The following is a 25,735-nucleotide window of genomic DNA, read 5'->3' as shown; positions in this document are numbered from 1 at the left end:
AATTTGTGGTGATGTCAGCGAATAAACACCAGCCTGATTAATCATCTGTTTTAATTCTGCTGCCCACTGACCATAGAACCCCCGATAGTGCCTTGGGATAATTGAATTATCATTCTTATGTGGCGATATTTATTTACAAAGATGTATTGACAAAAATTACTTATTCTTGAATTGTTACAAATGATGTCAAATAACCTTATGATAAAAAACAAGTTTTTAGCTCGAAATTTGCAAAGAACTCAACAGAATGGCAAAAGAAATACATTAATTCTCTGGCTTAGGTGCAGTGTTATGAGAAGTTTAATTATATTCATCAATCTACTTTTAATATCAGAGTTTCTTGGGGTGTTTCCTTTAATTGCTTTAGCACAGTCATCATCTCAACCATCTCCTAGTACGCAACCACAGCCACCAACAGAAGCAGAACCAAAGGTACTTGTCTCAGAAGTAGTAGTAAAAGGCGCACCAGAAAATTTAGAAGATTTAGTTTACAAAACAATTAAGATTAAACCAGGTAAAACAAGTACGCGATCGCAATTACAAGAAGACATCAACGCCATTTTCGCTACAGGGTGGTTTTCTAACGTCAGAGCCGAACCAGCCGATACTCCATTAGGGGTACGTGTAACTTTTATTGTCAAAACTAACCCCGTTTTAAAAAAAGTAGAACTAACTGCTGTACCTCAAGCTTCTACCATACTATCGCCACAAGTCGTTAATAGCATTTTTAGTAAAGATTACGGTAGCACTTTAAATTTAAATAAATTGCAAAATAATATCGCGCAGTTATATAAATGGTATCAAGATAAAGGCTATATCTTGGCAAGTGTAGTTGGCCCGCCACAAGTTGATGACAATGGTGTTGTCAAACTAAAAATTGCTGAAGGGGTAATTGAAGATATTCAAGTTAAATTTTTAACAGACGACGATAAAGAAATAGATAAAGATGGTAAACCCATTGAAGGGAAGATTCCTGCAAAATTGATTATAGAAGAGTTTAATATTAAACCGGGACAAGTATTTCTAAAATCGGTAACACAGCAACAAATAAAGCATTTATTTGATTTTGGCTTATTTAAGAATGTAGAAGTTGCCTTTGAACCAGGTAAAGATAAAAACAAATTCATCGCAATTATTAAAGTTAAAGAAAATGAACTAGCCGAGAAGCTAGGTGAGAAATTTTTTGTTAATCAACAAGCTTTAAATAAAGCCCAAGCTAACAAGGATGAATTAGGAATTGCAAATGCTACCAACAATATTGCTAATATTTATGCTGACTTAAAAGAAAAAGATGACCAAAAAAAGGCTATTCCTAAATATCAAGAAGCCCTGAAGATTTTTCAGCATAAGCAAGATTTAATTGGACAAGCTAAAGTTTTGAATAACTTAGGTAATACATATAATAAAATTCAAGAATATAAACAGGCAATTGAAAATTACAATCAATCACTCATTCTGTTTCAGAAATTAAAAATGCCATTTTGGGAAGCTTTGACTTTAAATAATTTAGCTCTAAATTATCGAGAGCTAGATGAAAAAGAAATGGCGATGGAAATATATACCAAAGCACTGAAAATGTGGCAGAAGTTTAGTAAAAATCCTAGCCTAGCTAAAATTGGAGTTAACAAGACAGACGAAGATTCTAAATCAATTAAAACTAGTTCTCTATATTTTGGAATTGCTACATCTAGTACTAAAGGTACTAGTGGAATTTCAGGCGTACAAATAGGTAATAGTGAAACTTTAGAATACTTACCTCTTCCAGATGTGCGTCTTTGGGAAGCTGAAACACTTTTCAATATTAGTGGTATTTATCAAGCTTTTGCCGATTATCAACAGGCTTTGTATATTTTCAGTGATGCCGAAAAAATTTGGGGAGCTATTAATTTTGAAAAAATAGTTGACGCTCTTCAAATAGAGGATAAGAAGGATACTAAGAAGTCATCTTTGGCTTTATTAAGGACATTACCAGAACTACCAAAAATTAGGTTATATAATGAAGTAGATAAACCAGAGATAACAGCTAATAATCTTAACAATTTTATCCTAAAACTGACTTCGTTACTATCTAATATAGAACCCGAAAACAGTGATAAAATCACACAATTACTGCCAGCATTTTTACCGTTTTTTAATTCAGCTTTAACATCAGAAGAAGATGGTAGTAACAATGATAAATTTGCTGAAAATATCTGGCCGAAATTTAGACCATTACTAAAAGAATTTCTACGTGAATTTAATCAAAATCCTAAACAACCTTATGCTCAATCTATTAATAATTTATTATCTGCTGCTGATGCTTATTTTTCCAAAGATAATCAACTAAAATTAGAAGCAATAAACATACTAGAAACAGAATACCAATCTTTAGAAAAAGCTTACCCACAATTTACTCAGTTCTCTGGCTTCGTTATCTCTTACTTAGGTAAAGAAAAAGGAAAAGTTTTAACTGATGTAGGAAGAAACACTGAAGCTGTAGCAGCATACCAAAAAGCTTTGTCTGCACCACCATTTCTTGGCGTTAGCTTGAATAACGATAGACAAGAAATACTATATTTAATTGGTAAATCTTATTTAAAAAATCGTCAATATCAGCAAGCAGAAGAATTTTTTAACCAATCATTAACTGAAGCCCAAGCCAATAAAAAAAATATCCAAAAAGCTGATGTTTACTTAGGTTTATCTATGTTAGAACGCGAACGTGGCAATTTTCAGAAAGCACAAGCACAAATAGAAAAAGCAATTGCCACGGTTGAATCAGAAGGCGCTCAAATTGAGAATGCTGAACGAGAAGAAAAAGATAAACCTGTACTGAGAATAACAACATATCGGTCTTATACTAGTTTAGCTAAATATTTAGAATCAAAACAAAATTATTATGCGTTTTATGTGGATTTATTAATGAAGTTACATCAAAAAAATCCGCAAGTAGGTTATGATATTCAAGGTTTTCAAGCTAGTGAACGCTCTCATGCTCGCAGTTTATTAGCGATAATTAATAGAACAAATCAAACTTCAAGATTGGGCAAACAAAATCAAAAAGAATTAGATGTGCGAGCAGTTGAATTAGCTAAACCAGTAGAAATTAAGCAAATTCAAAAACAAATTTTAGATGATGACACCTTACTTTTAGAATATCTATTAGGAGAAGAGCATAGTTACTTATGGTTAGTTAGTAAAACTGGTGTTAGCAGTTATCAATTACCCAAGATTTCGGAAATAGAGCCTTTAGCCAGAAAATTTTATACAGCAGTTTCTTCTCCCAATCCATCATTGCGCGATCGCCAATCATCCCAACAGTTGAGTCAAATACTTTTGGGACAGGTTGCAAATCAACTAGGACAAAAACGCTTATTAATCGTGGCTGATGGCATCCTCCAATATATTCCTTTCAACGCTCTCCCTCATCCCAATTCTCCAGCAGACAAACCCGAACCTTTACTGGTTAAACATGAAATCGTTGGTTTACCCTCAGTTTCTACTCTGGCTGTGATTAGAAATAGACAAAATTCTCGCAAACCCAGTAAAAGTTTAGCTATATTTGCTGACCCAGTTTTTAGCCGCAACGATGAACGATTAAAATCGCGCTTCACCAAGTCTAACGATGAAGAACTCTATGAGCGATTAACCGGTACACGCCAAGAAGCTGACGAAATTCTGTCGTTATTTCCAAATTCGCAAAAATTGGTCAAATTCGACTTCGCAGCGAATCGTCAAGCAGCTATCAACCCAGAGATTAGTCAGTATCGCTTTGTGCATTTCGCTTCTCACGGGATTCTCGATAGCCAAAGACCAGAAAGATCGGGTATGGTCATGTCTGTAGTGAACGAAGTAGGGGATGTCCAAAGAAGCTTGTTATCTATTCCTGATACTTTTAACCTCAAATTATCTGCTGACTTGGTAGTATTAAGCGGTTGTCGTACTGGACTAGGAAAAACTGTTAAAGGCGAAGGTTTAGTCGGACTCACAGGCGGTTTGATGTATGCCGGTGGTAAAAGTGTTGTGTCTAGTTTGTGGGACGTAGCTGATGAAGGTACGGCATTGTTGATGTCCAAGTTTTACTCGGCAATACTACAAAAAGGCTTAAAACCCTCATCTGCACTGCGACAAGCCCAACTAGAGATGTGGCGAGATCCTCAATGGAATGCGCCTTATTATTGGTCTGCGTTTGTCTTTCAAGGGGAATGGAATTAAGAGACTAGGAAAAAAAGGCAAAAGTTAAAAGTTAAAAGTAAAAAGAAAGAATAGCAATACCACAAGCCTTGTAGTAATTTCTTATGGTCTGTTTATCAAGAAAGGCAGAGGGTAGAGGGCAGGAGGCAGAAGGAATGCTGTCCTCTGCCCTCTGCTGCGACCAAAGGGAGCAAGGGTTTAAAAACCCCACTGAACGAGAGTTCAGTTGCTCTAAATCAGGAGGGGTCGAATCCCCTTCTGATTTGTCCCTTCTGCCCTCTGCCTTCTGCCTTCTTCAATGAGATCACAAGCAAAAGTTAAATTTCTATTAAAATATGTCAATTGTTAGCAGATGTAGCAAACTCTACTAAATTTTGGAAGGAAAACCGTTAACTTAATGAGAGCCGTAAATGTAATTCAGGCTACATTCACATGCGACTAGAACAGTTGCAAGCTTTTTTGGCGATCGCAGACAGTGGCAGCTTCCAACAAGCCGCCCGACAATGTGGTGTTACTCAATCGACTATCAGCCGCCAAATCCAAGCGTTAGAGGCTGATTTGGGTGTGGAATTGTTTCACCGCAACACTCATGCTAAATTAACCTTGGGCGGGGAACGTTTATTACCGCGTGTCCGCAAGATTTGTCAGGAGTGGCAAGTTGCGACCCAAGAATTAGCAGATTTAATGGCGGGTAAGCAACCAGAGTTGTGCATTGCTTCGATTCATTCTCTTTGTGCTTCTTACTTACCGCCAATATTACAAAAGTTCTGCCGAGATTATCCTGAAGTCCAGTTGCGGGTAACATCTTTGGGGAGCGATCGCGCCCTGAAGGTTCTCAAAGATGGTTTAGTAGATTTAGCGATCGTGATGAATAATCGCTTTTTAACCACTGGCAGAGAAATGGTGGTGGAGGTTTTATACGATGAACCAATCGAAGTCCTCACCGCCGCCAACCATCCTCTTGCCCAATATGAACGCATCCCTTGGTCAGATTGGTGCGTTATCCCCAAGTGGTATTTAAAGATGGCTATGGAATGCAGCGGTTAGTCCAAGATAAATTTGAGCGTTTAGAAGCCACACTCCATGCAGCTTTAGAAGTAAATACCCTAGATGCGTTTCGTGGTGTAGTGCGTCAAGGTGAATTAATTGCCTTACTCCCGACTTCCGCATTAGTCGAGTCGCGTCACGACTCAACTTTAGCTGTGCGTCCTTTAGCGAATAATCCCTTAGATAATTCTGGCTTGACTCGTCGTGTTGTTATGGTCACAACCCAAGACCGCCTGCAAATTCCCCCGATTAAACATTTTTGGGAACTGGTGTTAGAAAATATTCCGCCGCAATCAAAAGAACAGCGATCGGCTTCCTGAAGTATGATTAGTCAACAGTCCATAGTCAATGGTCAATAGTTTGTACCATTGACAAATGACCCGTGACCAAATATGAGCAATATCTTCAGGGAACTACTAAAAAAGGTAGGCAGTGGTAATCACACAGGCGAAAATTTAACTCGTGCGGAAGCTGCGATCGCTACTAAAATGATTTTGCTGGGAGAAGCAACACCAGCCCAAATCGGCGCATTCTTAATTGCCCACCGCATCAAACGACCAACGGGCGAAGAGTTGGCAGGAATGTTAGATGCTTATGATGAACTAGGGCCAAAACTCCAACCGATCAACGCTACATCTCCTGTAATGGTGTTGGGAATACCTTATGATGGCAGAACGAGGACTGCACCTATTAGTCCCGTCACAGCTTTAATTCTCGCGGCGGCTGGACAGCCTGTGGTAATGCACGGTGGCGATCGCTTTCCTACCAAATATGGTTTACCTTTAATAGAAGTGTGGCAAGGTTTAGGTGTTGATTGGACTGCTTTATCTTTGCCTCAAACCCAGGCAGTCTTTGAACAAACCAAAATTGGCTTTATCTACACCCGTCATCATTTTCCCTTAACTAAAAGCATTTGGGAATACCGCGACCAACTCGGTAAACGTCCACCCTTTGCCACAATGGAATTAATTTGGTGTCCTTATGCTGGGGATGCTCATTTAATTGCTGGGTTTGTCCACCCACCGACAGAAGGAATGTTTCAAGCAGCTTTAGAGCTAAGGAAAGAGAAAAACTATACCTTAATTAAAGGGTTAGAAGGTAGTTGTGATTTACCGCGCGATCGCACTGCAATTATCGCTTTATCAGCATCCCCAGATTTAGAAAGATTATTTCTTTCACCTCACGATTACGGGTTTACCACCAAAAATGTCCCTTTAGGAACTACTGAAGAACTAATTACGCAAATTCAAGATGTTCTACTCGGAAAACCAGGGGAATTAACGCAAACAGCCTTATGGAATGGGGGATTTTATCTCTGGCGGAGTGGTATTTGTTCAGATATGCGATCAGGTATAGCCAAAACAGAAGAACTATTAACTAACGGTACAGTCGCCGCCAAACTTCAAGAACTCAGCCAAATCGTTAAGTCAGCCTCAGAGAATACCTTGCAACATATTTAGTTACTCGCCAACTCTGGCGCGAAAACAAAATTAGGACTTACACAGACTCTACGATTTCTTGGTGTTCTTGGCACGTCAGTGAGGGAGTAGGCAAAGCCGCCCAATGCACTGCTGACGCTCCTACGTCGCTACCGCTACGCTAACACCGCTTGCACGTCTACGATAAATTAACGTCAGTTCGGGCTAAGATGATGTCGTTGTTAGTTGTAGAAAAGAATTAACCTAGATTTGTAAGCTTTGGCAATCAGGATTTTGAACAGCTATTAGAAATCAATCCTATATACTGAGGTGTATTACTAGGAGCATTTGCCAATAGTGTTACCTCACCTTTGTTATTAAACACCCAACCATTAGCAGGTAAATTGGCTAATACATTGTTAGTGTTGGGCTGAACATTAGAAATAGCGATCGCTGCTCTTTGATTCGTCACGCTGCTAATTTTAGTTAGCCGAGTATCTGACCATACTACATCGCTACTGAGTTCTGCATTAGGGCTAGGAGGTAAACCACCACGCCCTGTAACAACAAGCTCGCTACCCTCCTTAGGATTAGCAGCACAACCAGAAGCGATCGCCTGTGAAGCATCTATCACACTTGTAGGTAAATTAACTAACCCACGGCTGGGGTCTATATCTGGCGTATTAATAGTTACATTTCCAGCAAAACCAAATTCTGAACTAGCATCAATATTATTTGCTGTTTCGCCTGGTTTGGATCTACCTACTTCAAACCCAAAGATATTATTGGCTGTAATGTTAATATTGCCACCTCGACCTATAAAGGCAGTAGCAATAATGTCATTATTTTGTTTGGGAACTGCAACTACAAAACCATTAGAGGCATCGATATTGATATTTCCACCATTAGCATTGTTGAAAGCTTGAGCAGAAATCAGGCTTTGATTTTGTAAAAACAAAAGTTTTAAGCCCTGCAAAGTGATATTAGCCCCCTCTTTGGCGTTAGTTTCAGCAGTTAAATTACCTCTATTCAGGCGCAGGTCATTAGTTGTAATAGTTAAGTTACCAGCAGCACCAGAACCTACACCATTAACTGTCACGCGTCCTCCATCTCCAACATAGAGTCTAGGAGTTGTAATGTTTAAGTTACCTGCCTTTCCTGATGCTTCTGCTTGAGTAAACAAGGTACTAGGTACAACAGTAGAACCGATCATTTCTGTACCAGTAACCTGAACAAAATCTTTAGCATTTACAGTTAAAGTTCCACCAGGGCCTTCACCAAAAGAACCTGCTCTAATTGCGCCGCCATCTTGAACTACTAACTGTCTAACATTTAAAGTTGCAGTTCCCCCTTGACCAGTCCCAAAGTTATCTGCTGAAATTCTTGCTCCCTTCTCGACAGTGAGCCGCCCAGTAGTAATATTTAAATTGCCGCCATTCTCAGTGGCTCCCCGTTCTGCGGAAACCAGAATGTTGCTTCTACTCAAATCGTCTGCTGTCGATGCAAACCCACTCAAAAGGACAAAATCGCCAGCATCAATAGTTAAATTTCCACCGCTACCACCACTGCGAGCCGAAGTGGATATCTGCGCTCCTCCTAAAACATTTAACTTCTGCGTCTCAATTATCAAATTTCCACCATCACCTGTGGCTCCTTGTTCAACTTGAGCAAATAAGCCACTAGCTTGCAAATTATCAGGAGTCCTACCTTCAACTGTCACTAAGTCAGATGCTGTTACTCTTAAATCTCCCGCATCACCTGCACCAAAAGTTGAAGTTGAAACTTGCGCTCCATCCTTAAGAATCAAACTTCCAGTTTCAATTGTTAATGTACCTCCTTTCTGAGTAGCGTCTAAATCAGCTACAGCAAAAAGACCGCTAGGAACATTAAAAATTGGCGAGTTACCTGTTATTTCTACTGATTCTGTGGCTCTTACATTTAAATTTATTCCTCGACCTGTACCATACGTAGTTGTTGAAACTTGCGCTCCTCCTTGAATAATCAAGCGTTTAGTAGCAATTTCTAAACTTCGACCTTCGCCTGTAGCTTCACCCTCAACTTCATTAGCTAGACTAGTGATAAAAAAGTCTGCTGGATTCCCCACTAGTTCTACTTGCTCGGAAGCATTTACTTGTAAATTCCCTGCTTGACCACCAGTTCCAGCCAAGGAGCTAACTTGACTACCTTCAGTAATGGAAACTAGCCTTCCCTGAATTTTGATGTCAGCACCCATTAAATCACTAGAACCAATAAAAGCTGCTTGATTTAAAGTAATGTCTTGAAAGTTCTGCACACCTGCGTAATCTAACATCCAGCCTTTCTCTATGGGAGTCAGACTAACTACACTATTACCAGAAACACTACCCAACTCAATTCTCCCTCCCGGTGTGGTTAAGAAGCCTCCTTCTAGGGTTACCTCACCACCCACAAGTGCTAAAGTTCTTCCTGCTGGTATCTGAAGCCCAATTGGGTTGTCATCTAAGTCTAGTGAAGCAGCTTGATTGACAATTCTACCGGGCGTTTGATTAAATATTAGACCTATTGGTCGGCTGATAGTTAGCAGAGGTGTAGTTCCGTTTGTTGTGGTGTTAAATACAGTGCCATCAGCAAAGGCCAATTTACTAGCGGTAGTTGCAATAAAAGAGCCACCAACATCAAGTGAAGCGTTGGGGCCAAAAATAATTCCATTAGAGTTAAGCAAAAACAAGTTAGCTGCTGGATTAGTGCGAATTAACCCATCAATGTTAGAAATAGAGTTACCTGTGACACGACTAATGATGTTCTCGACAGTCACAGCGTTATTGAAATAAGCAACGCCACCTGTAGGTACAGAAAATTGCTCAAAGCTATGGAAAAGATTGTTACCTACTCTAGTACCACCTGTAATTTCACAATCGAGACAATTAGGCGGAACGATAGAGTTTTGAGGTAAAGAGGTATCTGGAATAATCTGTGCTGTAGTTGGTTGAGTTGTTAACAGACATAACAGAAAACCTCCGGTAGAAGCCCAGATTCTGAATGAAGATATGTGCATGACTTTGAGCAGCTTTAGCTTTATAAGAATGAATTGTGAGTTGTGCTGTTAATACAACAACCTAGACAGGTAGCGTTGGTTGACTGCGGTTTAGTTTAAACTTGTTTCTTTTTCAGCTTGAATAGCAACCCTATACTCACAGCAGCTAAAGCCCCAAGAGTGGCACTAGGCTCAGGGACAGCATTTGGTATGTCTCGCTCAAAACGATTTTGGATGAGAACGTCGTTACCAAATAAGCTGATAGTACCATCAGAAAAAAATTTCGGTACGACGGGTTCTGCCTAAGAGATTTTGCTCCAATATATAAGACAAGTTGTTGATCGCTTCATTCGGATCAATTCCTAAGCTGGCAAAGTCCAAGCGGTAACTTAACAATGATTCAGTTTCTCCTGGACGAATAATACTATATGCAATAGTGTCTCTAATACCTCCATCTTCAAATTCAAATACTGAATCATTTTCAATAAATTCTGCCCGTAAATCTGCATCAAATGGAATGAACCCAGCATTTGGAACAAAGGGTATATCTGGATTAAAAATCAAAAAGCCAGATTCATCTACAGGAAAACCACTATCGTTAAAACCAGAACCAGGAGGGCAATTAGGTTGAAAATCCAACGGAGTAACACCAAGACAAATTTCTCCCAACCCTTCTACATAGTCTTGTATGGCTCCTTTAAAAAAGACCTAATCTTAGGTTACTGACTGTATCAGTTATTGCACTACCATCTCTGGCTGTATCAACTAAATTGAACTGAGCGATCGCATTTTGTTGGTCTTGTCCTGTTTGAGAGTATGTATTAGCTCTGAGTCTTCTTTGTGCTGCGGCTGGTTCTACAAAACTTAGAATTACAGGAAATACTGACAAAGTAATAGCAAACGCTAATTTGATCATTGACATTTTCACCAGGGCTATAAAAACTGTCTTGAATGTAAAAGAGAAAAGCTAGATTTCCGTCAAAACTGGAAAATCGTGATGTTGGTTTTTTGGGCGTTGCTGAATCACAAGATGAATTATGCGATCGCTATATCCTCGCGGGGGCTTTGCTCCCGCATTGGAATACAACGATGCTGGAGATAATAAACTAACAATCTAATAGAGAGTTCCAGCATTTCTACTGACTTAGAATAACAAAAAGTCTTTCTATGTAATCGGGCTAAATAATGTCTTAATCTGCTATTTTCACCTTCTACTCGTGTCATATAAGTTTTACACACAAGATGGTCTTCTTGATTAATAAAACATGGATAAACCGGATAGCCATCCGTTACATAAAAATATGAGTTCCACGCTTTAATCCTCTGCCACAACTGTTGAAAAGTTTCTGAACTTCTATCTCCTAAAACCCATCCTAAAATCCCCGAAGTCTTGTGGTTGACTACACTCCATACCCAAATTTTGTTTTTTTTGACCCGACAAAAGTTTCTAATTCATCAATTTCAGTTATTTCAGGTATTTCAGCTGTTTCGGGATGTTCTGGTAACTGACCACCCATTTGTTTCACCCAATAAATTACTGTTGTATGATGTACTTTTTTTTACTCTTTCTATGGCACGGAAACCAGAACCATTAACATACATTTCTAAGCATTCTCGTTTAATTTCGTCACCATAACCCTTTTGATTGTGATATTCAATAAATTGACGACCACAATCTGCACAAATGTAGTTTTGTTTACCTCTTTGTCTACCGTTCTTACGGATATGAGAGGAATTACAACGCGGACATTCCATGAAGATTCACCCTAATTCATATTCTCATTATGCAACGCCAAATTTTGAGTTGAGGTTGTCAATGGTCAATAGTTCAAAAATGAATGATTTTTTACTAATGACTTTTGACAAGCATCACCTTGATTAAGTATTTTATTGGCGTAAGTTTTAGTTATTTGAACTACACAACTACTGCGCCTAGTCTTTTTAAAGTAGCAATAGTCGCAGCCGTTAAACCTGTAATTCCTCTAATATTCATTCCCTCGTAAAATTTTTTAGCTTTCAAAGTGTTTAAACAATCGCTTGTATTGATGTCCCAAAGTCGAATGGTTTCATCAGCACCACTACTGGCAAGAATTCGATTATCTGGACTAAAGGCGAGTGACCAAATCCAAGCTGAATGTCCATATAATGTTGCTTGACATTCACCTGTGTCAACATCCCATAATTTAATTGTGTAATTAGGACTGCTACTGGCTAAAATCTTGCCATCTCGACTAAAAATAACTGCCTTCACTAGACCATTTTCACAAACCATGAATGTATGCAAACAAGTACCTGTACGAACGTTCCACAGCCTGACTGTCCCATCATAACCAGCACTTGCCAGCAGTTCACCATTCGGACTGAAAGCGATCGACCAAACCCAATTTGTATGACCCTCTAATGTTTGTTTGCACTCACCAGTGTTGACATCCCATAGCTTGACTGTCTGATCCCAAGCACCACTAGCTAACAGGGTACCTTGAGGACTAAAGGCAACTGATTGAACAGCAGCACGATGCCCCAAGAAAGTTTGCAAAGCCTGGCCAGTATTAACATCCCACAACTTCACGGTTTGGTCATTACTACCACTAGCTAACATTTGACCATCTGGACTAAAAGCTATTGACCAAACTACAGCAGGGTGTCCCAAAAGAGTTTGCAGAACTTGGCAAGTATTAACATCCCACAACTTAACTGTGTGATCATCACTGCCACTAGCCAAGGTCTGACCACTGGGACAAAAAGCCACTGAGCGAACGGCAGCACGATGTCCTGGGAGAGTTTGCAACACTTGACCAGTATTGACATTCCACAACCTCACCATTTGATCATCACTGCCACTAGCCAACATTTGACCATCTGGACTGTAAGCAACTGACAGTACTTGACTAGTATATCCACTGAGAGTTTTTAGACATTGACCAGTGGTAACATCCCATAGCTTCATCATTTGGTCATCACTACCACTAGCCAGGAAGTCACCTTGGGGACTAAATACAACGGAAAATACAAAGGTTGAATGCCCATGAAGAATTTTCAAGCATTGACCTGTATTCAAATCCCATAATCTGACTGTATGGTCAAGGCTACCGCTAGCGATGAGATGACCTTGGGGATGAATGACTACTGACCAGACAGCAGCATGATGTCCTTGTAAGGTTTTAATACATTCTCCAGTGTCAATATTCCATAACTTCACTGTCTGGTCATCACTGCTACTGACGATTGTCTGTCCATTAGGATTGAGAGTCAGCGACCTGATACCATCACTATGTCCCCGCAAAATCTTGATACATTCACCAGTGTTGACATCCCACATCCGAATTGTGTCGTCATCACTACCACTCACAAGTTTCTGTCCATCCAGAGTAAAAATTACACAAATTATCCAACTTGTATGTCCATGAAATGTTTGCAAGCATTCACCAGTACTAACATTCCACAGTTTGATAGTGCGATCATTACTACCAGTTACTAGTGTTTTTCCATCTGGGCTAAAAGTAACTGTCCAAACTTCGTGTTCATGTTCTTGTAAAGTTTTCAGGCATTGACCAGTATGAGGATTCCACAATTTCACGGTATGATCACTACTACTACTGGCTAAAATGCTACCATCAGGACTAAAGGCAAGTGATGGTACCCAGTTAGTGTGACCTTGAAAGGTGAGAACTTGCTTGCAGTCGGTAACTTGGTATAGGCGAATTTCGCCATTAGTATCACCCATTGCTAACAGTTTGCCGTTGGGGCTAAAAGCGATGGATAAAACGCCGCCAAAGGTTTCAGCAAAAACAGACTTAGTTAAATCAGCGTTTTGAAAATTAACGTTATGTAGTTTTACATTCCGCAAGTCTGCTTGCCAAACAGTGAGTTGGGAAAAATCAAAACCAGTTAAATCTGTCTGTAATTGACACAACAAATGGAGAATATTTCCACCTGTATAACCGGGTTCTTGTGATGCTTCTTCTCTGAGTCTGGCTAAAATTTGAATTAATTTGTTTTCAATACTTTTTTTGCTTCTTAATGCAGTCAGTAGAGCATCAATTACTGGTTTCAGAATCAGGCGAATTTGGGTTTCTCTGATGTAATCTTTAGCACTTGCTTTGATTAAAGCATGGCATCTCAAAAGTTGAATATGATCAGTGACAATTTCTTCACAAACTTGTTCTATTAATATCTGAGTCACATATTCCATGACCACAGGTTGTAAGGTAAAAGTGGCTGTGCTTTTTTCTACTAGCGATCGCCTCACCAAAGATTCTATAGCCTCTAGCAATTTTTGTGGTGGCACTGGTGATACAATATCTTCTCGCAAGTCTGAGAGTGTCACTGGTTCACGATTAATTGCTAACCAGTACATGATTTCTTTTTCTAAATCTGACAACCGCTCAAACTGCTGGTCTAAAATATCTCTAATATCGCCAAAAACCACTGTATTTTGCTGTAAAAACTCACTGACATTACCAGCAAATACATCCTCAATTGTTGTCGCTACTATTTTCAAAGCCAGGGGATTACCACCATAGGATTCAATCATGGCTTTCCATTCCTCTTCGGCGGCTGACAGTCCTTTGACTTTTAAAATTTCCTGTCCTTCAACTACCTTTAACCCACTGAGTTGTAAGGAACGTACTGGTAAGGCTTCACCTTCTAATAATGCAACTTCTTGGGGTTTTTCCCGACTGGTTAAGATTAAACAACTTTGGTGAGTAGCTTCTCCTAAACGTTTAAACAACTCACCATAACCTTCATATCCTTCTCGATATTTGCCGGCTCGGCTACCATAACGTAATATTGACTCGGCATTGTCCAGAATTACTAGACAGCGATGATTTCGCAGATAATCAATTAATCTGGAGATGCGATCGCTTAAACTTTCTGGTAAGTTCGCTTCTGTTTCTTGCTCTTCCGATAAAAATTGCAGTAATTGATTGATGATAGCTTTTACAGGTGGAGCTTCGCGGAGCGATCGCCAAATTACATATTCAAAGTCTTCCTGAATCTGTTGCGCTAATTTTACAGCCAGCGCCGTTTTACCAATACCACCCATACCTAACAAGGCGATAAATTGGCAATGTTCATCTAAAATCCATTGCTCTAATGCAGCCAGTTCTTCTTTACGCCCATAAAAAACTGGTAAAAAACTTGCGTCTCCCCAATCTAAACGAGTATTGGAGCTTAAATAATCACTTTCATTGATTTTGACATCAAAAACTAAGAATAGCCTTTCCAGAGTTTTTTTATCAACTCCACCTTCTCGATTTAGTACTTTAGATATAGTACTAGGATGTAACCCAGAAAGTGCGCTGATATCTTCTAATGTGTAGCTATTGCCGAAATTTTCTTGTGCTTCTGACTTACGTTTTGCCTCCTGAAGTTTTTGTAAACCTCTAGTAGTAAGTGCAACACCACGCTTACGTCTCCAATTCTGTAAAACCATGTATTAAAACTGTATTAACTATCACTTATCCCTGATATTTTTGGCTTGTAAAAAAAGAATGTTAATAAAAAGTCAGCACTTAAAAGCCAGAATTTAAACGCAATTCAGAATGATTCATTGATTGACACAGAATAATTTTACTGAATCTGCCAAGATTCGGACTCCTGGATTCTGGCTCCTGAATTCTTATGAATGTTATGATTTCAACTTATACACAAAATCTTGGCTTAAATATTTTGAGAATATGCCAGTTTTATGAACTTGAATAAAACGCCCTGATTTGGAAATAGTGGCAAATTATTCTGAATGTATCAAAATACAATTCAAAAGCTATGGTTTATGCGGAATGATGTTATACACACAAGTAAGTAAATTAAACGTAATTTCGGCTGTATCCTAGCATATACTATGACAATACTCCCTAAGAGAATCTAGAGTATTATTTTTAATTTTGACTCAGTTAGTATCCAACGCAAAAATCCCCTGGTTGATTTACCAAGGGATTTTTGAGTGTCAAACTATGATATGAGAAAGATTAACGAGCGTTTGCCAACAGTAACTCTCGTGTATCTGATTTGCGAACTTTCACTTGGCCGTCATCATCGACATCGACAATTGCTGTGTCGCCATTGCTAATTTCGCCAGATAGTAGTGCTTCCGCTAGAGAATCTTCTAACAGGCGCATAATTGCCCTACGTAAAGGTCTAGCACCATAGCTGGGGTTATAACCTTCATTGACGACCAATTCTTTAAATGCTTCTGTCACTTGCAAGGTGATACCTTTTTCTGTCAAGCGATTAGCAACCTCGCGCAGCATAATGTCAGCAATGTGCTTGACTTCATCTTTACTTAGTTGAGTGAAGACAATAATCTCGTCAACTCGGTTGAGGAATTCTGGACGGAAGTAAGTTTTGAGTTCCTCATTGACTAAGTTGCGGATGCGGTGATAGCTGGCTTCGGCTTGATTATCAAATTCAAAACCTAAACCACCGCCACCTTTTTCAATCACCTTAGAACCGATGTTAGAAGTCAGGATAATCAAGGTGTTCTTGAAGTCAACTTTCCGACCTTTGGCATCAGTCAGATGACCGTCATCTAAGATTTGCAGCAGCATGTTGAAGACATCGGGGTGTGCTTTTTCGATTTCGTCGAACAGCAGCACTGTGTAAGGTCTGCGCCGCACGGCTTCGGTTAGTTGTCCGCCTTCATCGTAGCCGACATAACCTGGAGGCGAACCAATTAGCTTAGATACGGTATGACTTTCCATAAATTCGGACATATCTAAGCGAATCATCGCTTCTTCTGCACCGAAGAAGTAAGCTGCTAAGGCTTTGGCTAATTCTGTTTTACCAACGCCTGTGGGGCCGGAGAAGATGAAACTGGCAATGGGACGATTGGGATTTTTTAACCCGACTCTAGCTCGGCGGATAGCGCGAGATACAGAGGTAACTGCTTGTTCTTGACCGATTAAGCGTTGATGCAGGGTGTCTTCCAGGTGTAACAGCAATTCTGACTCAGATTCGGTGAGTTTGTTGACTGGGACACCAGTCCAAGAGGCGACGATTTGAGCAATGTCTTCTTCGTCAACAATGGGTTGAGGAATATCTTGCTCTTGGTGAATTTGCGCTTCCAGTTCTAATTCTTGGTCGCGCAGTTCGCCGGCTTTGTCGAAGTCTTGAACTCTGACGGCTTCATGCTTCGCTTTGGTGACGCTGGTCAATTGACGCTTGAGTTCTTTGTTGCTGGAGATTTGTGAGTTCCGCAACCGGACACGAGAACCAGCTTCGTCAATTAAGTCTATGGCTTTATCGGGCAGGAAGCGATCGCTAATATAACGATCTGACAACTGCGCTGCTGCTAATACCGCCGCATCGGAAATTTCGACTTTGTGATGTTGTTCGTAAGCACCGCGCAAGCCGTAAAGAATTTGGATGGTTTCTTCCACAGAAGGTTCACCAACCAAAATTGGTTGAAAACGGCGTTCTAAAGCGGCATCACGTTCGATGTGCTTGCGGTATTCATCCAGGGTGGTTGCGCCGATACATTGGAGTTCACCTCGTGCTAAAGCTGGTTTGAGGATATTGGCTGCATCTAAGCCGCCTTCTGTGCCACCAGCACCCACAAGGGTATGAATTTCATCAATTACGAGGACGATGTTACCGACAGAGCGGATTTCGTCCATGATTTTTTTCAGGCGTTCTTCAAAATCACCACGGAAGCGAGTTCCTGCCACTAATAAGCCCATATCGAGGCTAATTACTTGTTTATTCAACAACAGTTCAGGAACATCTTGGTTAGCAATGCGTTGTGCTAAACCTTCTGCGATCGCAGTTTTACCAACTCCTGGTTCACCAATCAACACAGGATTATTTTTCGTGCGGCGACCGAGAATTTGAATGGCACGCTCAATTTCTTTTTCCCGACCAACTACAGGGTCTAGCTTGCCTTCTTGGGCGAGTTTGCTGAGATTTCTGCCGAACTCTTCTAGGGTAAGTGCTGGTTGGTTGCGGCGGGGACTACTACCACCTACAGCCACATTGGTATCTTCACCCAAACGACGTAAGACGGTAGTGCGGATCAGTCTGAGGTCAACCCCCAGATTTTGCAATACTTTCGCTGCCACACCTTCACCCGCTTCAGTTAAACCTAAAAGTAAGTGTTCAGTGTTGATGTAGTTATGTCCTAGACTATGAGCTTCTTTAAACGATTGCTCGAAGAGGTTTTTGACTTTCGGTGTAAAAGGAATTTCTGGCGGTACAAAGCCAGAACCTCTACCAATAATTTTTTCAACTTCGCGTCGTGCTTCTTTGAGGGTAACGCCCAACTCACTCAGCACTTTGGCAGCAACTCCCGTTCCTTCTCCAATTAAACCCAGGAGAATTTGTTCAGTTCCTACGAAGTTGTGTCCCAGACGACGTGCTTCCTCCTGAGCTAACATGATAACTTTAATGGCTTCGGAAGTGAAGTGTTCAAACATAGCGGGTTCTTGCTCCCTTGCTGCTTGGACTTGGGGTGATTGAGGTTCACCCTCGTTAAAACTTTTTGTATTTTCTTAAAGACAATGTATCTTTACTTATGATTGACTGGCAGTGGTGAGAGCCGTATGAGTTAAGGTGTGTTTGCCCTCATCTTTTATTATCTGGCGATGGGAGGAATCTCAACTCTAGACGCAGAATGAATTAAGAATCCGACTAAAGGTATAAACTATGGCAGAACAGCACGGAAGTAAAGACCAACAACATCCACTTTACAACCGCGATCGCCCCCTTATTGATATTTTACTCGCTCAAGAAGCAACAGACTATCATTTGGCAGAATTAGCCCGGTTACGCATCCGTTATCAAGGCTTTCCCGGCGCACGGGACATCCAAAAAGACCTAGATAAAGTTTTGCAACAATGGGGGTTAACCGAATCAGAACTTTTCGCTAAAACCCGCCAAATCCACGACGTAGGGGGGATTTACAAAAGTCGCGGTAAGAAAGAAGAACAAGATTGGAATTAGGGCTGAAGTTGGAAGACAGTGGCGACAAATGAGGTGATGGTACACAAACAAGAGGCGAATTTTCCCAGAGTGACATTGCTACTACTTGTCATTAGGATATCCGTTTAGCGTTAACAAAAGTCAAAATGCGTCGACCTTGACAGGCTATTTACTAGTAAAACATTTGTACTAAAATATTGAGGTATTTCTTTGTGAGTTGAAGAATGAGTAGTAAATTGACTAAAGAGGAGTGGCTAACTAAAGCTGCTATTAAGGAACGTGGTTGGACAGATGGTGCAATAAAAATGTTTTTAGGCTCACCGGAAGAAACCCGAAAAAACCCTCATTATAGTTCAGGATCTCCAATGCAATTGTGGCGTATGGCAATGGTCTGTGCGTCTGAACAAAATCCAGAATTTATAGCCTGGAAAACCAAGCATGATTGTCGGCGTGAAAGCTTAAAGAAGCGTGCTATTGAACAGCACCAACAACGGCGATCATTGTTAATTGAGTGGGTTGATTCATTAGCCATTGAAGTTCCGAAATATTCTGAAGAGCAACTATTTAAATTTGCTGTTGAAAACTATAATAATCTTTGGTCAAATCGGGGGAAGTTTGAGAAACTAATTTATCAAGATTTCAGAACACTTGAACCTGAATTTTTACATCGAATCACTGTCAATGCCTTGCTTCACGTTCTTTCTGATTACGAATATCACTTAGCACAAGTAGAAGGGCTTACAGGAGCTTCAGAAGCTAGGAGTAAACTAAAAAGAAGAGTTCTAACTTCAATTCACAAAGCCTATCCAAATGTAACTTACCCAGAGCTTTGGGATTGGATAGACGTAACATTTCCTGAATTAGAACGAGGAACTAAACATTCTCCGATTGTTGCTGCTATCACTAATCTGTCTAAGCAACTTGCTCGTCTTATTGCAAATGATCCAAGAGGGCTAGAAGATATAGAATGGCGGGATATGGAAAGAATGCTTGCAGCAGTATTTCAAGGTTTAGGTTTTGATGTAACTCTTACTCCTTCAAGTAAGGATGGTGGAAAAGATTTAGTTTTAGAGTGCATTGTTAAGGGTGATAAATGTAGTTATCTGGTAGAAGTTAAACATTGGCGCTCAGGTCAACGTGTTGGCAAAAGATATATCAGTAATTTTATTAATGTTGTTGCACGTGAGAATAGAGATGGAGGATTATATTTAGCAACCTATGGATATAGTAGTGATGCTTTTGCGGCTTTGACAGAAGTTGAGCGACAATCAATAAAACTTGGTGTTGACAAAAAGATAATTTCTCTCTGTCGTACCTATATTAAGTCCGAATCTGGAATTTGGTTAGCTCCATCAATGCTTTCTGATTTACTGTTTGAAGACGTGTAATGCAAGCCTTATAATCGCCATCTTTCATAACTTGTATAAACATCGCTGCATAATTAATAGGAATTACGCAAAAACTATCTCAAACTCTCATTTCTACGTGAACTCCCGAAGTTTGCAAGGGCGTGGGGAACCCGCGTACACAACTTCTCTCTGCGTCTGGAGTGGTTCATTTTTCATACTTTTGTGTAACTCCTAATTACTGAGAAAAGTATGTTGGTGGAACAAAACAAACTCAAAAAAGCAAAACTCCCACCTCCCGCACTCATAAAAATACTGCCAACAACCCCTTGACTCTCCAGTTGACTAGAGGCTTCAAGATGAAGATAGTCGTTAGCTATTGGGGTGAGTCAAATGGAGAATGCCACATTGAAGCTGCGCGGGATGAGTTGCGCCTCCTGTGCCAAAAATATTGAAGATGCTATTAGTGCTGTCCCTGGTGTAAATGAATGTAGTGTGAATTTTGGCGCAGAACAGGCAACAGTTAATTATGATTCCAGAACAACAAATTTACTAGCCATCCAAAATGCAGTGGATGCGGCTGGCTATTCTGCCTATCCCTTGCAAGAACAAAATTTGATGGCGGGTGAAGATGACGAAGAAAAAAGACATCGCCAGCAAACATTCCGTGATTTGCAGCGAAAGGTAATAGTAGGGGGAATAATTGGCACTTTACTACTGATTGGTTCATTGCCAATGATGACAGGGTTGCACTTACCTTTCATTCCTGTATGGTTGCATAACCCTTGGTTGCAATTAGTCCTGACTACTCCTGTACAGTTTTGGTGCGGTAAAAGTTTTTATCTCAATGCTTGGAAAGCTTTCCAGCGTCATACTGCCACAATGGATACTTTAATAGCGTTGGGTACGAGTGCAGCATATTTTTATTCCCTATTCGCCACAATCTTTCCCAACTTTTTCATTACTCAGGGATTGATGCCAGATATATATTACGAAACTGCGGCGATTGTAATCACCTTAATTTTATTAGGGCGGTTATTTGAAAATCGTGCCAAAGGGCAAACTTCCGAAGCCATCCGTAAGTTGATTGGTTTACAGGCAAAAACTGCGCGGTTGATTCGCAATGGACGAGAAATAGATGTACCGATCGCACAAGTACAGATTGGTGATGTGGTGCTGGTGCGCCCTGGGGAGAAAATTCCGGTTGATGGTGAAGTAATTGACGGGAAATCTACAGTTGATGAAGCGATGGTGACTGGCGAAAGTGTTCCTGTGAAAAAGCAACCAGGAGATGAAGTTATTGGCGCAACCATCAATAAAACTGGTAGTTTCCAATTTCGGGCGACAAGAGTAGGAAAAGATACGGTATTGGCGCAGATTGTCCAATTAGTACAGCAGGCGCAAGGATCAAAAGCGCCCATTCAAAGATTAGCAGACCAAGTTACAGGCTGGTTTGTACCGGCGGTAATTGCGATCGCTATTCTCACCTTTATTATCTGGTTCAACATCACAGGTAATATCACCTTGGCGTTGATTACCACAGTCGGAGTATTAATTATTGCTTGTCCTTGTGCCTTGGGTTTAGCCACACCAACCTCAGTTATGGTAGGCACAGGTAAAGGTGCAGAAAACGGCATTTTAATTAAAGGTGCAGAAAGTTTAGAATTAGCCCACCAAATTCAAACAATTGTCTTAGACAAAACAGGCACAATTACCCAAGGTAAACCGACAGTTACAGATTTTGTCACAGTTAACGGTACGGCTAATGGGAACGAAATACAGTTAATACAACTAGCCGCCTCTGTAGAACGCAATTCTGAACACCCACTAGCAGAAGCAGTGGTGAGATATGCTCAATCTCAAAATGTAACCCTTGCAGATGTTCGAGATTTCGCCGCTGTAGCTGGTAGTGGTGTGCAGGGTATCGTTGCAAATCGTCTGGTGCAAATTGGTACACAACGCTGGATGAAAGAGTTAGATATTATCACCGCAGACTTGCAACCAAATCAAGAACGCTTAGAATACTTAGGTAAAACAGTAGTTTGGTTAGCAGTAGATGGTGAAATCCAAGGATTGATGGGGATTGCTGATGCGATTAAACCGACTTCACCTCAAGCTGTGCGAGCCTTGCAAAAACTCGGTTTAGAAGTTGTGATGCTCACAGGTGATAATCGCCACACCGCCGAAAGTATTGCCCGTGAAGTTGGTATTACAAGAGTATTAGCAGAAGTTCGCCCTGAACAGAAGGTAGAAGCAATTAAGTTGTTGCAAGGGGAAGGGAGAAGGGGGACGAAGGGGACGAGAGAGAATTACTCAGCACTCAGCACTCAGCACTCAATTGTAGCGATGGTTGGTGATGGGATTAATGATGCACCAGCCTTAGCTCAAGCCGATGTGGGAATTGCCATTGGTACTGGTACAGATGTAGCGATCGCAGCTAGTGACATCACCCTAATCTCTGGTGATTTGCAAGCCATCGTGACAGCAATTCAACTCAGCCGCGCCACAATGCGTAATATTCGCCAAAATTTATTCTTCGCGTTTATCTACAACGTCGCGGGTATTCCCATCGCTGCTGGAATTCTGTTTCCGATCTTTGGGTGGTTGCTCAACCCAATCATTGCAGGTGCAGCAATGGCTTTTAGTTCAGTTTCTGTAGTCACTAATGCGCTGCGTTTGCGTAACTTTCGAGCCAAAGTAATTGGCTAAGGAGAAGTAAATATGTGGACTAGCAAGGCAATTATTAGTAATCTCGTTAGTTGCGGATTGATGTTGAGTTTAGCTTGCGGTGTAGCGAGCGCCCAAATCCCTAACTCAACAGAACCACCAAACACTCAGTTCCGCCGCATTGAGCAACCACTTTTAATTAAAGGTGCAGTCACAGGAATTGGTTTGGCATTAATTAGTTTAGAAATCTGGTGGTTTTTGTTGAGCAAGCCTAAGATATCGAGCGATCGCGTTCACAGTAAACTAACTAAGTGATTACACTGAATAAATCAATGTCCATCCCCAAAATTAAATACAAACTATTCTCAAACCACAATTACTCAATATTTGTCAAGCTGTACCTAGAAGAATTATCAATTATGTCAAGAATACTCAAGAAACTGTTGTGATTAATAACTGTCAAACAGATATTCCGGGAGTGATGGATCAATATTTGCTAGAACATCAACCAAAAAGTATATTATGTACACCAATTATTAACCAAGGGAATTTTATATTTAGTAAATAAACTCACAAGTGGTGTATTTACTAACGAGCAGCTACAAGTAATTAATTTACTTTCTTTCCAAGCAGCGATCGCATTAGAAAATGCCAGACTTTATCGGCAAGCTCAACAAGCAATTCTCATCTAGGCAAAAGGACTGAGTTTATCATTCAGTTACCTTTATAAGAACCCATAGAAATCAGGTGCGTTAATGAAATGTAACGCACCATACTGGACTCACTGGTAGCCCATTTCTTCCATTTTCTTACGCAAGCTCAAAGGTCTCATGTCTACCCATACCTCTTTAATATATTCCAAACACTCTGCCTTAATACCTGTTTTACCCGCATCTCTCCAGCCTAAAGGATTTTCTCTATCAGCTGGCCAGATGGAATATTGCTCTTCATGATTAACTACAACTTTGTAAATTGTTGTATCTTCAGTTTCTCTATCTATAGCCATAAGTGTTTTCCTTTTGTTTTTTTTTGTAAGAAATGATGACTACATATTCTATCTTTCTTAACAGAAACGCAAGGACAGTTAAGACACTTAAGAAAATTAACTATTAAGAAAAGTTACAATTATCAAATAAATTGTCATAGTAAAGACCTTTATTCTGCCGTATTTTTAGATGACTGAAACCAAGCAAAATATCTTTTTTAGATATATCTGCTATCCTTCATATACAATTACGTCAACACCTTATTAAAAAGTTACATTTATCGATACACTAGCATCTAGCTTTGATAAAGATACTGCTATACATCTAACCATAACTTATGGAAAACTCACAAATAAATTTAGAGTTAACTAATTATCATCACAATGCCAATTTCAGTTTCATATTAAATCCTCATTTTTCAGAGCTAATTAATCTTAATAAACAACCTAAAACAATAGATGAACCATTCTCAAAGGATATCACGGCTGGTAAAAATTCTTATGTTTATGACGCTCATACATATCATACTAAAGTTCCACCACAAGGAATTAAACCTTTAATTGAACATTATACAAATCCTGGCGATGTCGTCTTAGATCCTTTTTGTGGTTCAGGTATGACTGGAGTAGCAGCAACAGAACTCGGACGCAAAGCTTTATTATCTGATCTATCGCCAGCAGCAGCTTTTATTGCTTATAACATTAATACTCCTATTGATCCTGGTCGTTATCTCAATGCGGTTAACACTCTTTTAAATCGTGCAGCACAATTACAAAAAAAAGCTATATACCACTCACTGTCGAGAATGCGGTTCAGAAGCAAATGTTTTGTATACTGTTTGGAGCTACGGATTAATTTGTAATCATTGTCAGCAAGAATTTATTTTTTGGGATGTTGGACGTGATGAGAAACCTTCTGTTAAAGAAAGTAAAATCAAAAAAGAATTCAACTGTCCTCACTGTAATTCCTTACTTAAAAAACGTAATCTCAAACGAACTCAACGTTACCCTGTAGCTATTGGTTACAAATGTTGCGGACATCGCCTAAAAGAAAGTTGCGTGCCTTTGGACTCTTTTGATCATCATCTTATTGATTCAATAGAAAGTTCATTAATTCCCGAAAATCTTTGGTTCCCACAAAATAAGATTCCAGTCGGAGTAAATACCCGTCAACCCATCTCTGCTGGTATTAATACAATCGACCAATGCTATACCCATAGAGCTTTATATGCAATGGCATTTCTCTGGAATGAAGCATCTAATTGGCCAGATAAAGAAATTCGAGAAAAGCTTTTGTTTACATTAACATCTTTATACCAACGTGTAACAGTTTTTAGTGAGTTTCGATTTTGGGGTGGTAGTGGTAATACGGCTAACTTTAATGTCCCAACTATCATGAATGAGCAAAATGTTTTTCAAACTTTTCAAAGAAAAGCTGCAACAATTAGTTGGTATTTTCGAGAATCTGCTCACATTCCTCGCACTGTTCAAGTCAGTACCCAGTCTGCCTGTAGCCTTAGCCAATTACCGAATAAATCTATTGATTATGTGTTCACAGACCCTCCGTTTGGATCGAACATTAATTATTCGGAAATGAATCTTATTTGGGAAAGTTGGCTGCAACAATGGACGGATAATACAGAAGAGGCGATCGTCAATTCTGTTCAAGGTAAAAGTTATGAAGATTATCAGAATCTTCTCACTAAAGCTTTTATGGAGATTAAACGAGTACTGAAAGATAAGAGTTGGTTAACTGTTGCATTTCATAACTCATCGGAAAAAGTATGGATGGTAATTCAAAAAGCTTTAGCAGATGCAGGTTTTGAAATTAAAGGAACTCAAATTTTCGATAAAAAGCATGGCACATTTAAGATGTTTGTGTCAGATAATGCTGTGGGCTACGATTTAATATTGCATTGTCAAAAAATTGACAATATTCAATTATATCCACAAAAAAACATACAGATAAATCAAAATAATGACCAGATAGTACAGCAAAATATAATTAAATTTATCAAAAAATATTTGGCTCAAGAAAAAAAGTTTTACTAAAAGCTTTCTCCATGTTGCACGTCAACCTGAGTTTGATTATCGACGATTATATTCTAAGTGGTTAGCTACAGCTATCAAAGATAGCTTAATTTCGATTAATTTTGAATCATTTCGA

Annotated in this window: 17 protein-coding genes and 2 pseudogenes; 10 read left to right on the top strand and 9 right to left on the bottom strand. The window is 39.8% G+C overall.

What is annotated here, in order from left to right:
* Positions 1 to 291: 291 nt before the first annotated feature.
* The 3 genes and pseudogenes from ACX27_RS03230 (at position 292) to ACX27_RS03220 (ending at position 6,680) form a co-directional block, all read left to right on the top strand.
* Positions 292 to 4,194, top strand: coding sequence for a CHAT domain-containing protein (locus ACX27_RS03230; RefSeq protein WP_158507337.1), 3,903 nt, complete (start codon positions 292 to 294; stop codon positions 4,192 to 4,194).
* Between the two features lie 411 nt (positions 4,195 to 4,605).
* Positions 4,606 to 5,540 (top strand): annotated as a pseudogene (locus ACX27_RS03225) (LysR family transcriptional regulator).
* Between the two features lie 72 nt (positions 5,541 to 5,612).
* Positions 5,613 to 6,680 carry an anthranilate phosphoribosyltransferase family protein gene (locus tag ACX27_RS03220; protein ID WP_062288342.1) on the top strand — a complete coding sequence of 356 codons (1,068 nt, stop codon included), beginning with the start codon at positions 5,613 to 5,615 and terminating at the stop codon, positions 6,678 to 6,680.
* Positions 6,681 to 6,924: 244 nt separating this feature from the next.
* Here the strand turns inward: ACX27_RS03220 and ACX27_RS03215 are convergent, their stop codons facing one another.
* The 8 genes from ACX27_RS03215 to ACX27_RS03190 form a co-directional block, all read right to left on the bottom strand.
* Positions 6,925 to 9,672 (bottom strand): two-partner secretion domain-containing protein, encoded by a 2,748-nt coding sequence (locus tag ACX27_RS03215; protein ID WP_062288339.1) that lies wholly within the window; start codon positions 9,670 to 9,672, stop codon positions 6,925 to 6,927.
* Positions 9,673 to 9,767: 95 nt separating this feature from the next.
* Positions 9,768 to 9,863 carry a PEP-CTERM sorting domain-containing protein gene (locus tag ACX27_RS35590; protein WP_418006831.1) on the bottom strand — a complete coding sequence of 32 codons (96 nt, stop codon included), beginning with the start codon at positions 9,861 to 9,863 and terminating at the stop codon, positions 9,768 to 9,770.
* 58 nt (positions 9,864 to 9,921) lie between these two features.
* Positions 9,922 to 10,290 carry a hypothetical protein gene (locus tag ACX27_RS03210; protein ID WP_144427388.1) on the bottom strand — a complete coding sequence of 123 codons (369 nt, stop codon included), beginning with the start codon at positions 10,288 to 10,290 and terminating at the stop codon, positions 9,922 to 9,924.
* Positions 10,291 to 10,348: 58 nt separating this feature from the next.
* The gene (locus tag ACX27_RS03205) at positions 10,349 to 10,567 is read right to left on the bottom strand and encodes a hypothetical protein (protein WP_062288331.1); all 219 of its coding nucleotides are present in this window, start codon (positions 10,565 to 10,567) and stop codon (positions 10,349 to 10,351) included.
* Positions 10,568 to 10,686: 119 nt separating this feature from the next.
* Positions 10,687 to 11,103 (bottom strand): IS1 family transposase, encoded by a 417-nt coding sequence (locus tag ACX27_RS34800; protein WP_256364399.1) that lies wholly within the window; start codon positions 11,101 to 11,103, stop codon positions 10,687 to 10,689.
* Between the two features lie 27 nt (positions 11,104 to 11,130).
* Positions 11,131 to 11,406, bottom strand: coding sequence for an IS1/IS1595 family N-terminal zinc-binding domain-containing protein (locus ACX27_RS34795; protein ID WP_256364366.1), 276 nt, complete (start codon positions 11,404 to 11,406; stop codon positions 11,131 to 11,133).
* A 160-nt stretch (positions 11,407 to 11,566) separates the two neighbouring features.
* Positions 11,567 to 15,088, bottom strand: coding sequence for a WD40 domain-containing protein (locus tag ACX27_RS03195; RefSeq protein ID WP_062288328.1), 3,522 nt, complete (start codon positions 15,086 to 15,088; stop codon positions 11,567 to 11,569).
* 535 nt (positions 15,089 to 15,623) lie between these two features.
* Entirely contained in the window at positions 15,624 to 18,065 is a 2,442-nt protein-coding gene (locus ACX27_RS03190) for an ATP-dependent Clp protease ATP-binding subunit (RefSeq protein ID WP_062288323.1), read from the bottom strand.
* A 229-nt stretch (positions 18,066 to 18,294) separates the two neighbouring features.
* Here ACX27_RS03190 and ACX27_RS03185 point away from each other — a divergent pair, with 229 nt between their 5' ends.
* The 5 genes and pseudogenes from ACX27_RS03185 to ACX27_RS35585 form a co-directional block, all read left to right on the top strand.
* On the top strand, positions 18,295 to 18,591 hold the full coding sequence (locus tag ACX27_RS03185; RefSeq protein ID WP_062288320.1) for a DUF3288 family protein: 297 nt from the start codon (positions 18,295 to 18,297) through the stop codon (positions 18,589 to 18,591).
* A 203-nt stretch (positions 18,592 to 18,794) separates the two neighbouring features.
* Complete coding sequence (locus ACX27_RS03180; protein WP_062288317.1) at positions 18,795 to 19,958, top strand: restriction endonuclease; 1,164 nt, start codon at positions 18,795 to 18,797, stop codon at positions 19,956 to 19,958.
* A gap of 351 nt (positions 19,959 to 20,309) precedes the next feature.
* Entirely contained in the window at positions 20,310 to 22,625 is a 2,316-nt protein-coding gene (locus ACX27_RS03175; RefSeq protein WP_062288314.1) for a heavy metal translocating P-type ATPase, read from the top strand.
* Positions 22,626 to 22,637: 12 nt separating this feature from the next.
* Positions 22,638 to 22,898 carry a hypothetical protein gene (locus ACX27_RS03170; protein ID WP_062288312.1) on the top strand — a complete coding sequence of 87 codons (261 nt, stop codon included), beginning with the start codon at positions 22,638 to 22,640 and terminating at the stop codon, positions 22,896 to 22,898.
* Positions 22,899 to 22,935: 37 nt separating this feature from the next.
* Positions 22,936 to 23,266 (top strand): annotated as a pseudogene (locus ACX27_RS35585) (GAF domain-containing protein); the annotation flags it as partial.
* Between the two features lie 98 nt (positions 23,267 to 23,364).
* On the opposite strand, the gene ACX27_RS03165 reads toward ACX27_RS35585, so the two are convergent.
* The gene (locus ACX27_RS03165; RefSeq protein WP_062288309.1) at positions 23,365 to 23,589 is read right to left on the bottom strand and encodes an MbtH family protein; all 225 of its coding nucleotides are present in this window, start codon (positions 23,587 to 23,589) and stop codon (positions 23,365 to 23,367) included.
* A gap of 317 nt (positions 23,590 to 23,906) precedes the next feature.
* On the opposite strand from ACX27_RS03165, the gene ACX27_RS03160 reads away from it, so the two are divergent.
* Both ACX27_RS03160 and ACX27_RS03155 read left to right on the top strand, forming a co-directional pair.
* Positions 23,907 to 24,431, top strand: coding sequence for a DNA methyltransferase (locus ACX27_RS03160; RefSeq protein ID WP_062288306.1), 525 nt, complete (start codon positions 23,907 to 23,909; stop codon positions 24,429 to 24,431).
* Positions 24,397 to 25,620, top strand: coding sequence for a site-specific DNA-methyltransferase (locus ACX27_RS03155; protein ID WP_062288303.1), 1,224 nt, complete (start codon positions 24,397 to 24,399; stop codon positions 25,618 to 25,620). The genes ACX27_RS03160 and ACX27_RS03155 overlap by 35 nt, the downstream gene beginning before the upstream one ends.
* The last annotated feature ends 115 nt before the right edge of the window (positions 25,621 to 25,735 follow it).

Source organism: Nostoc piscinale CENA21 (assembly GCF_001298445.1).
Classification (GTDB): domain Bacteria; phylum Cyanobacteriota; class Cyanobacteriia; order Cyanobacteriales; family Nostocaceae; genus Nostoc_B; species Nostoc_B piscinale_A.
This window is presented reverse-complemented; position numbering and strand designations above follow the sequence as displayed.

Coding starts and splice junctions, on each gene's coding strand:
- ACX27_RS03170 (WP_062288312.1), top strand. CDS start 22,638: ATGTGGACTAGCAAGGCAATTATTAGTAATCTCGTTAGTTGCGGATTG.
- ACX27_RS03230 (WP_158507337.1), top strand. CDS start 292: ATGAGAAGTTTAATTATATTCATCAATCTACTTTTAATATCAGAGTTT.
- ACX27_RS03205 (WP_062288331.1), bottom strand. CDS start 10,567: ATGATCAAATTAGCGTTTGCTATTACTTTGTCAGTATTTCCTGTAATT.
- ACX27_RS03220 (WP_062288342.1), top strand. CDS start 5,613: ATGAGCAATATCTTCAGGGAACTACTAAAAAAGGTAGGCAGTGGTAAT.
- ACX27_RS03165 (WP_062288309.1), bottom strand. CDS start 23,589: ATGGCTATAGATAGAGAAACTGAAGATACAACAATTTACAAAGTTGTA.
- ACX27_RS03215 (WP_062288339.1), bottom strand. CDS start 9,672: ATGCACATATCTTCATTCAGAATCTGGGCTTCTACCGGAGGTTTTCTG.
- ACX27_RS03180 (WP_062288317.1), top strand. CDS start 18,795: ATGAGTAGTAAATTGACTAAAGAGGAGTGGCTAACTAAAGCTGCTATT.
- ACX27_RS03185 (WP_062288320.1), top strand. CDS start 18,295: ATGGCAGAACAGCACGGAAGTAAAGACCAACAACATCCACTTTACAAC.
- ACX27_RS03175 (WP_062288314.1), top strand. CDS start 20,310: ATGGAGAATGCCACATTGAAGCTGCGCGGGATGAGTTGCGCCTCCTGT.
- ACX27_RS03195 (WP_062288328.1), bottom strand. CDS start 15,088: ATGGTTTTACAGAATTGGAGACGTAAGCGTGGTGTTGCACTTACTACT.
- ACX27_RS34795 (WP_256364366.1), bottom strand. CDS start 11,406: ATGGAATGTCCGCGTTGTAATTCCTCTCATATCCGTAAGAACGGTAGA.
- ACX27_RS03160 (WP_062288306.1), top strand. CDS start 23,907: ATGGAAAACTCACAAATAAATTTAGAGTTAACTAATTATCATCACAAT.
- ACX27_RS03190 (WP_062288323.1), bottom strand. CDS start 18,065: ATGTTTGAACACTTCACTTCCGAAGCCATTAAAGTTATCATGTTAGCT.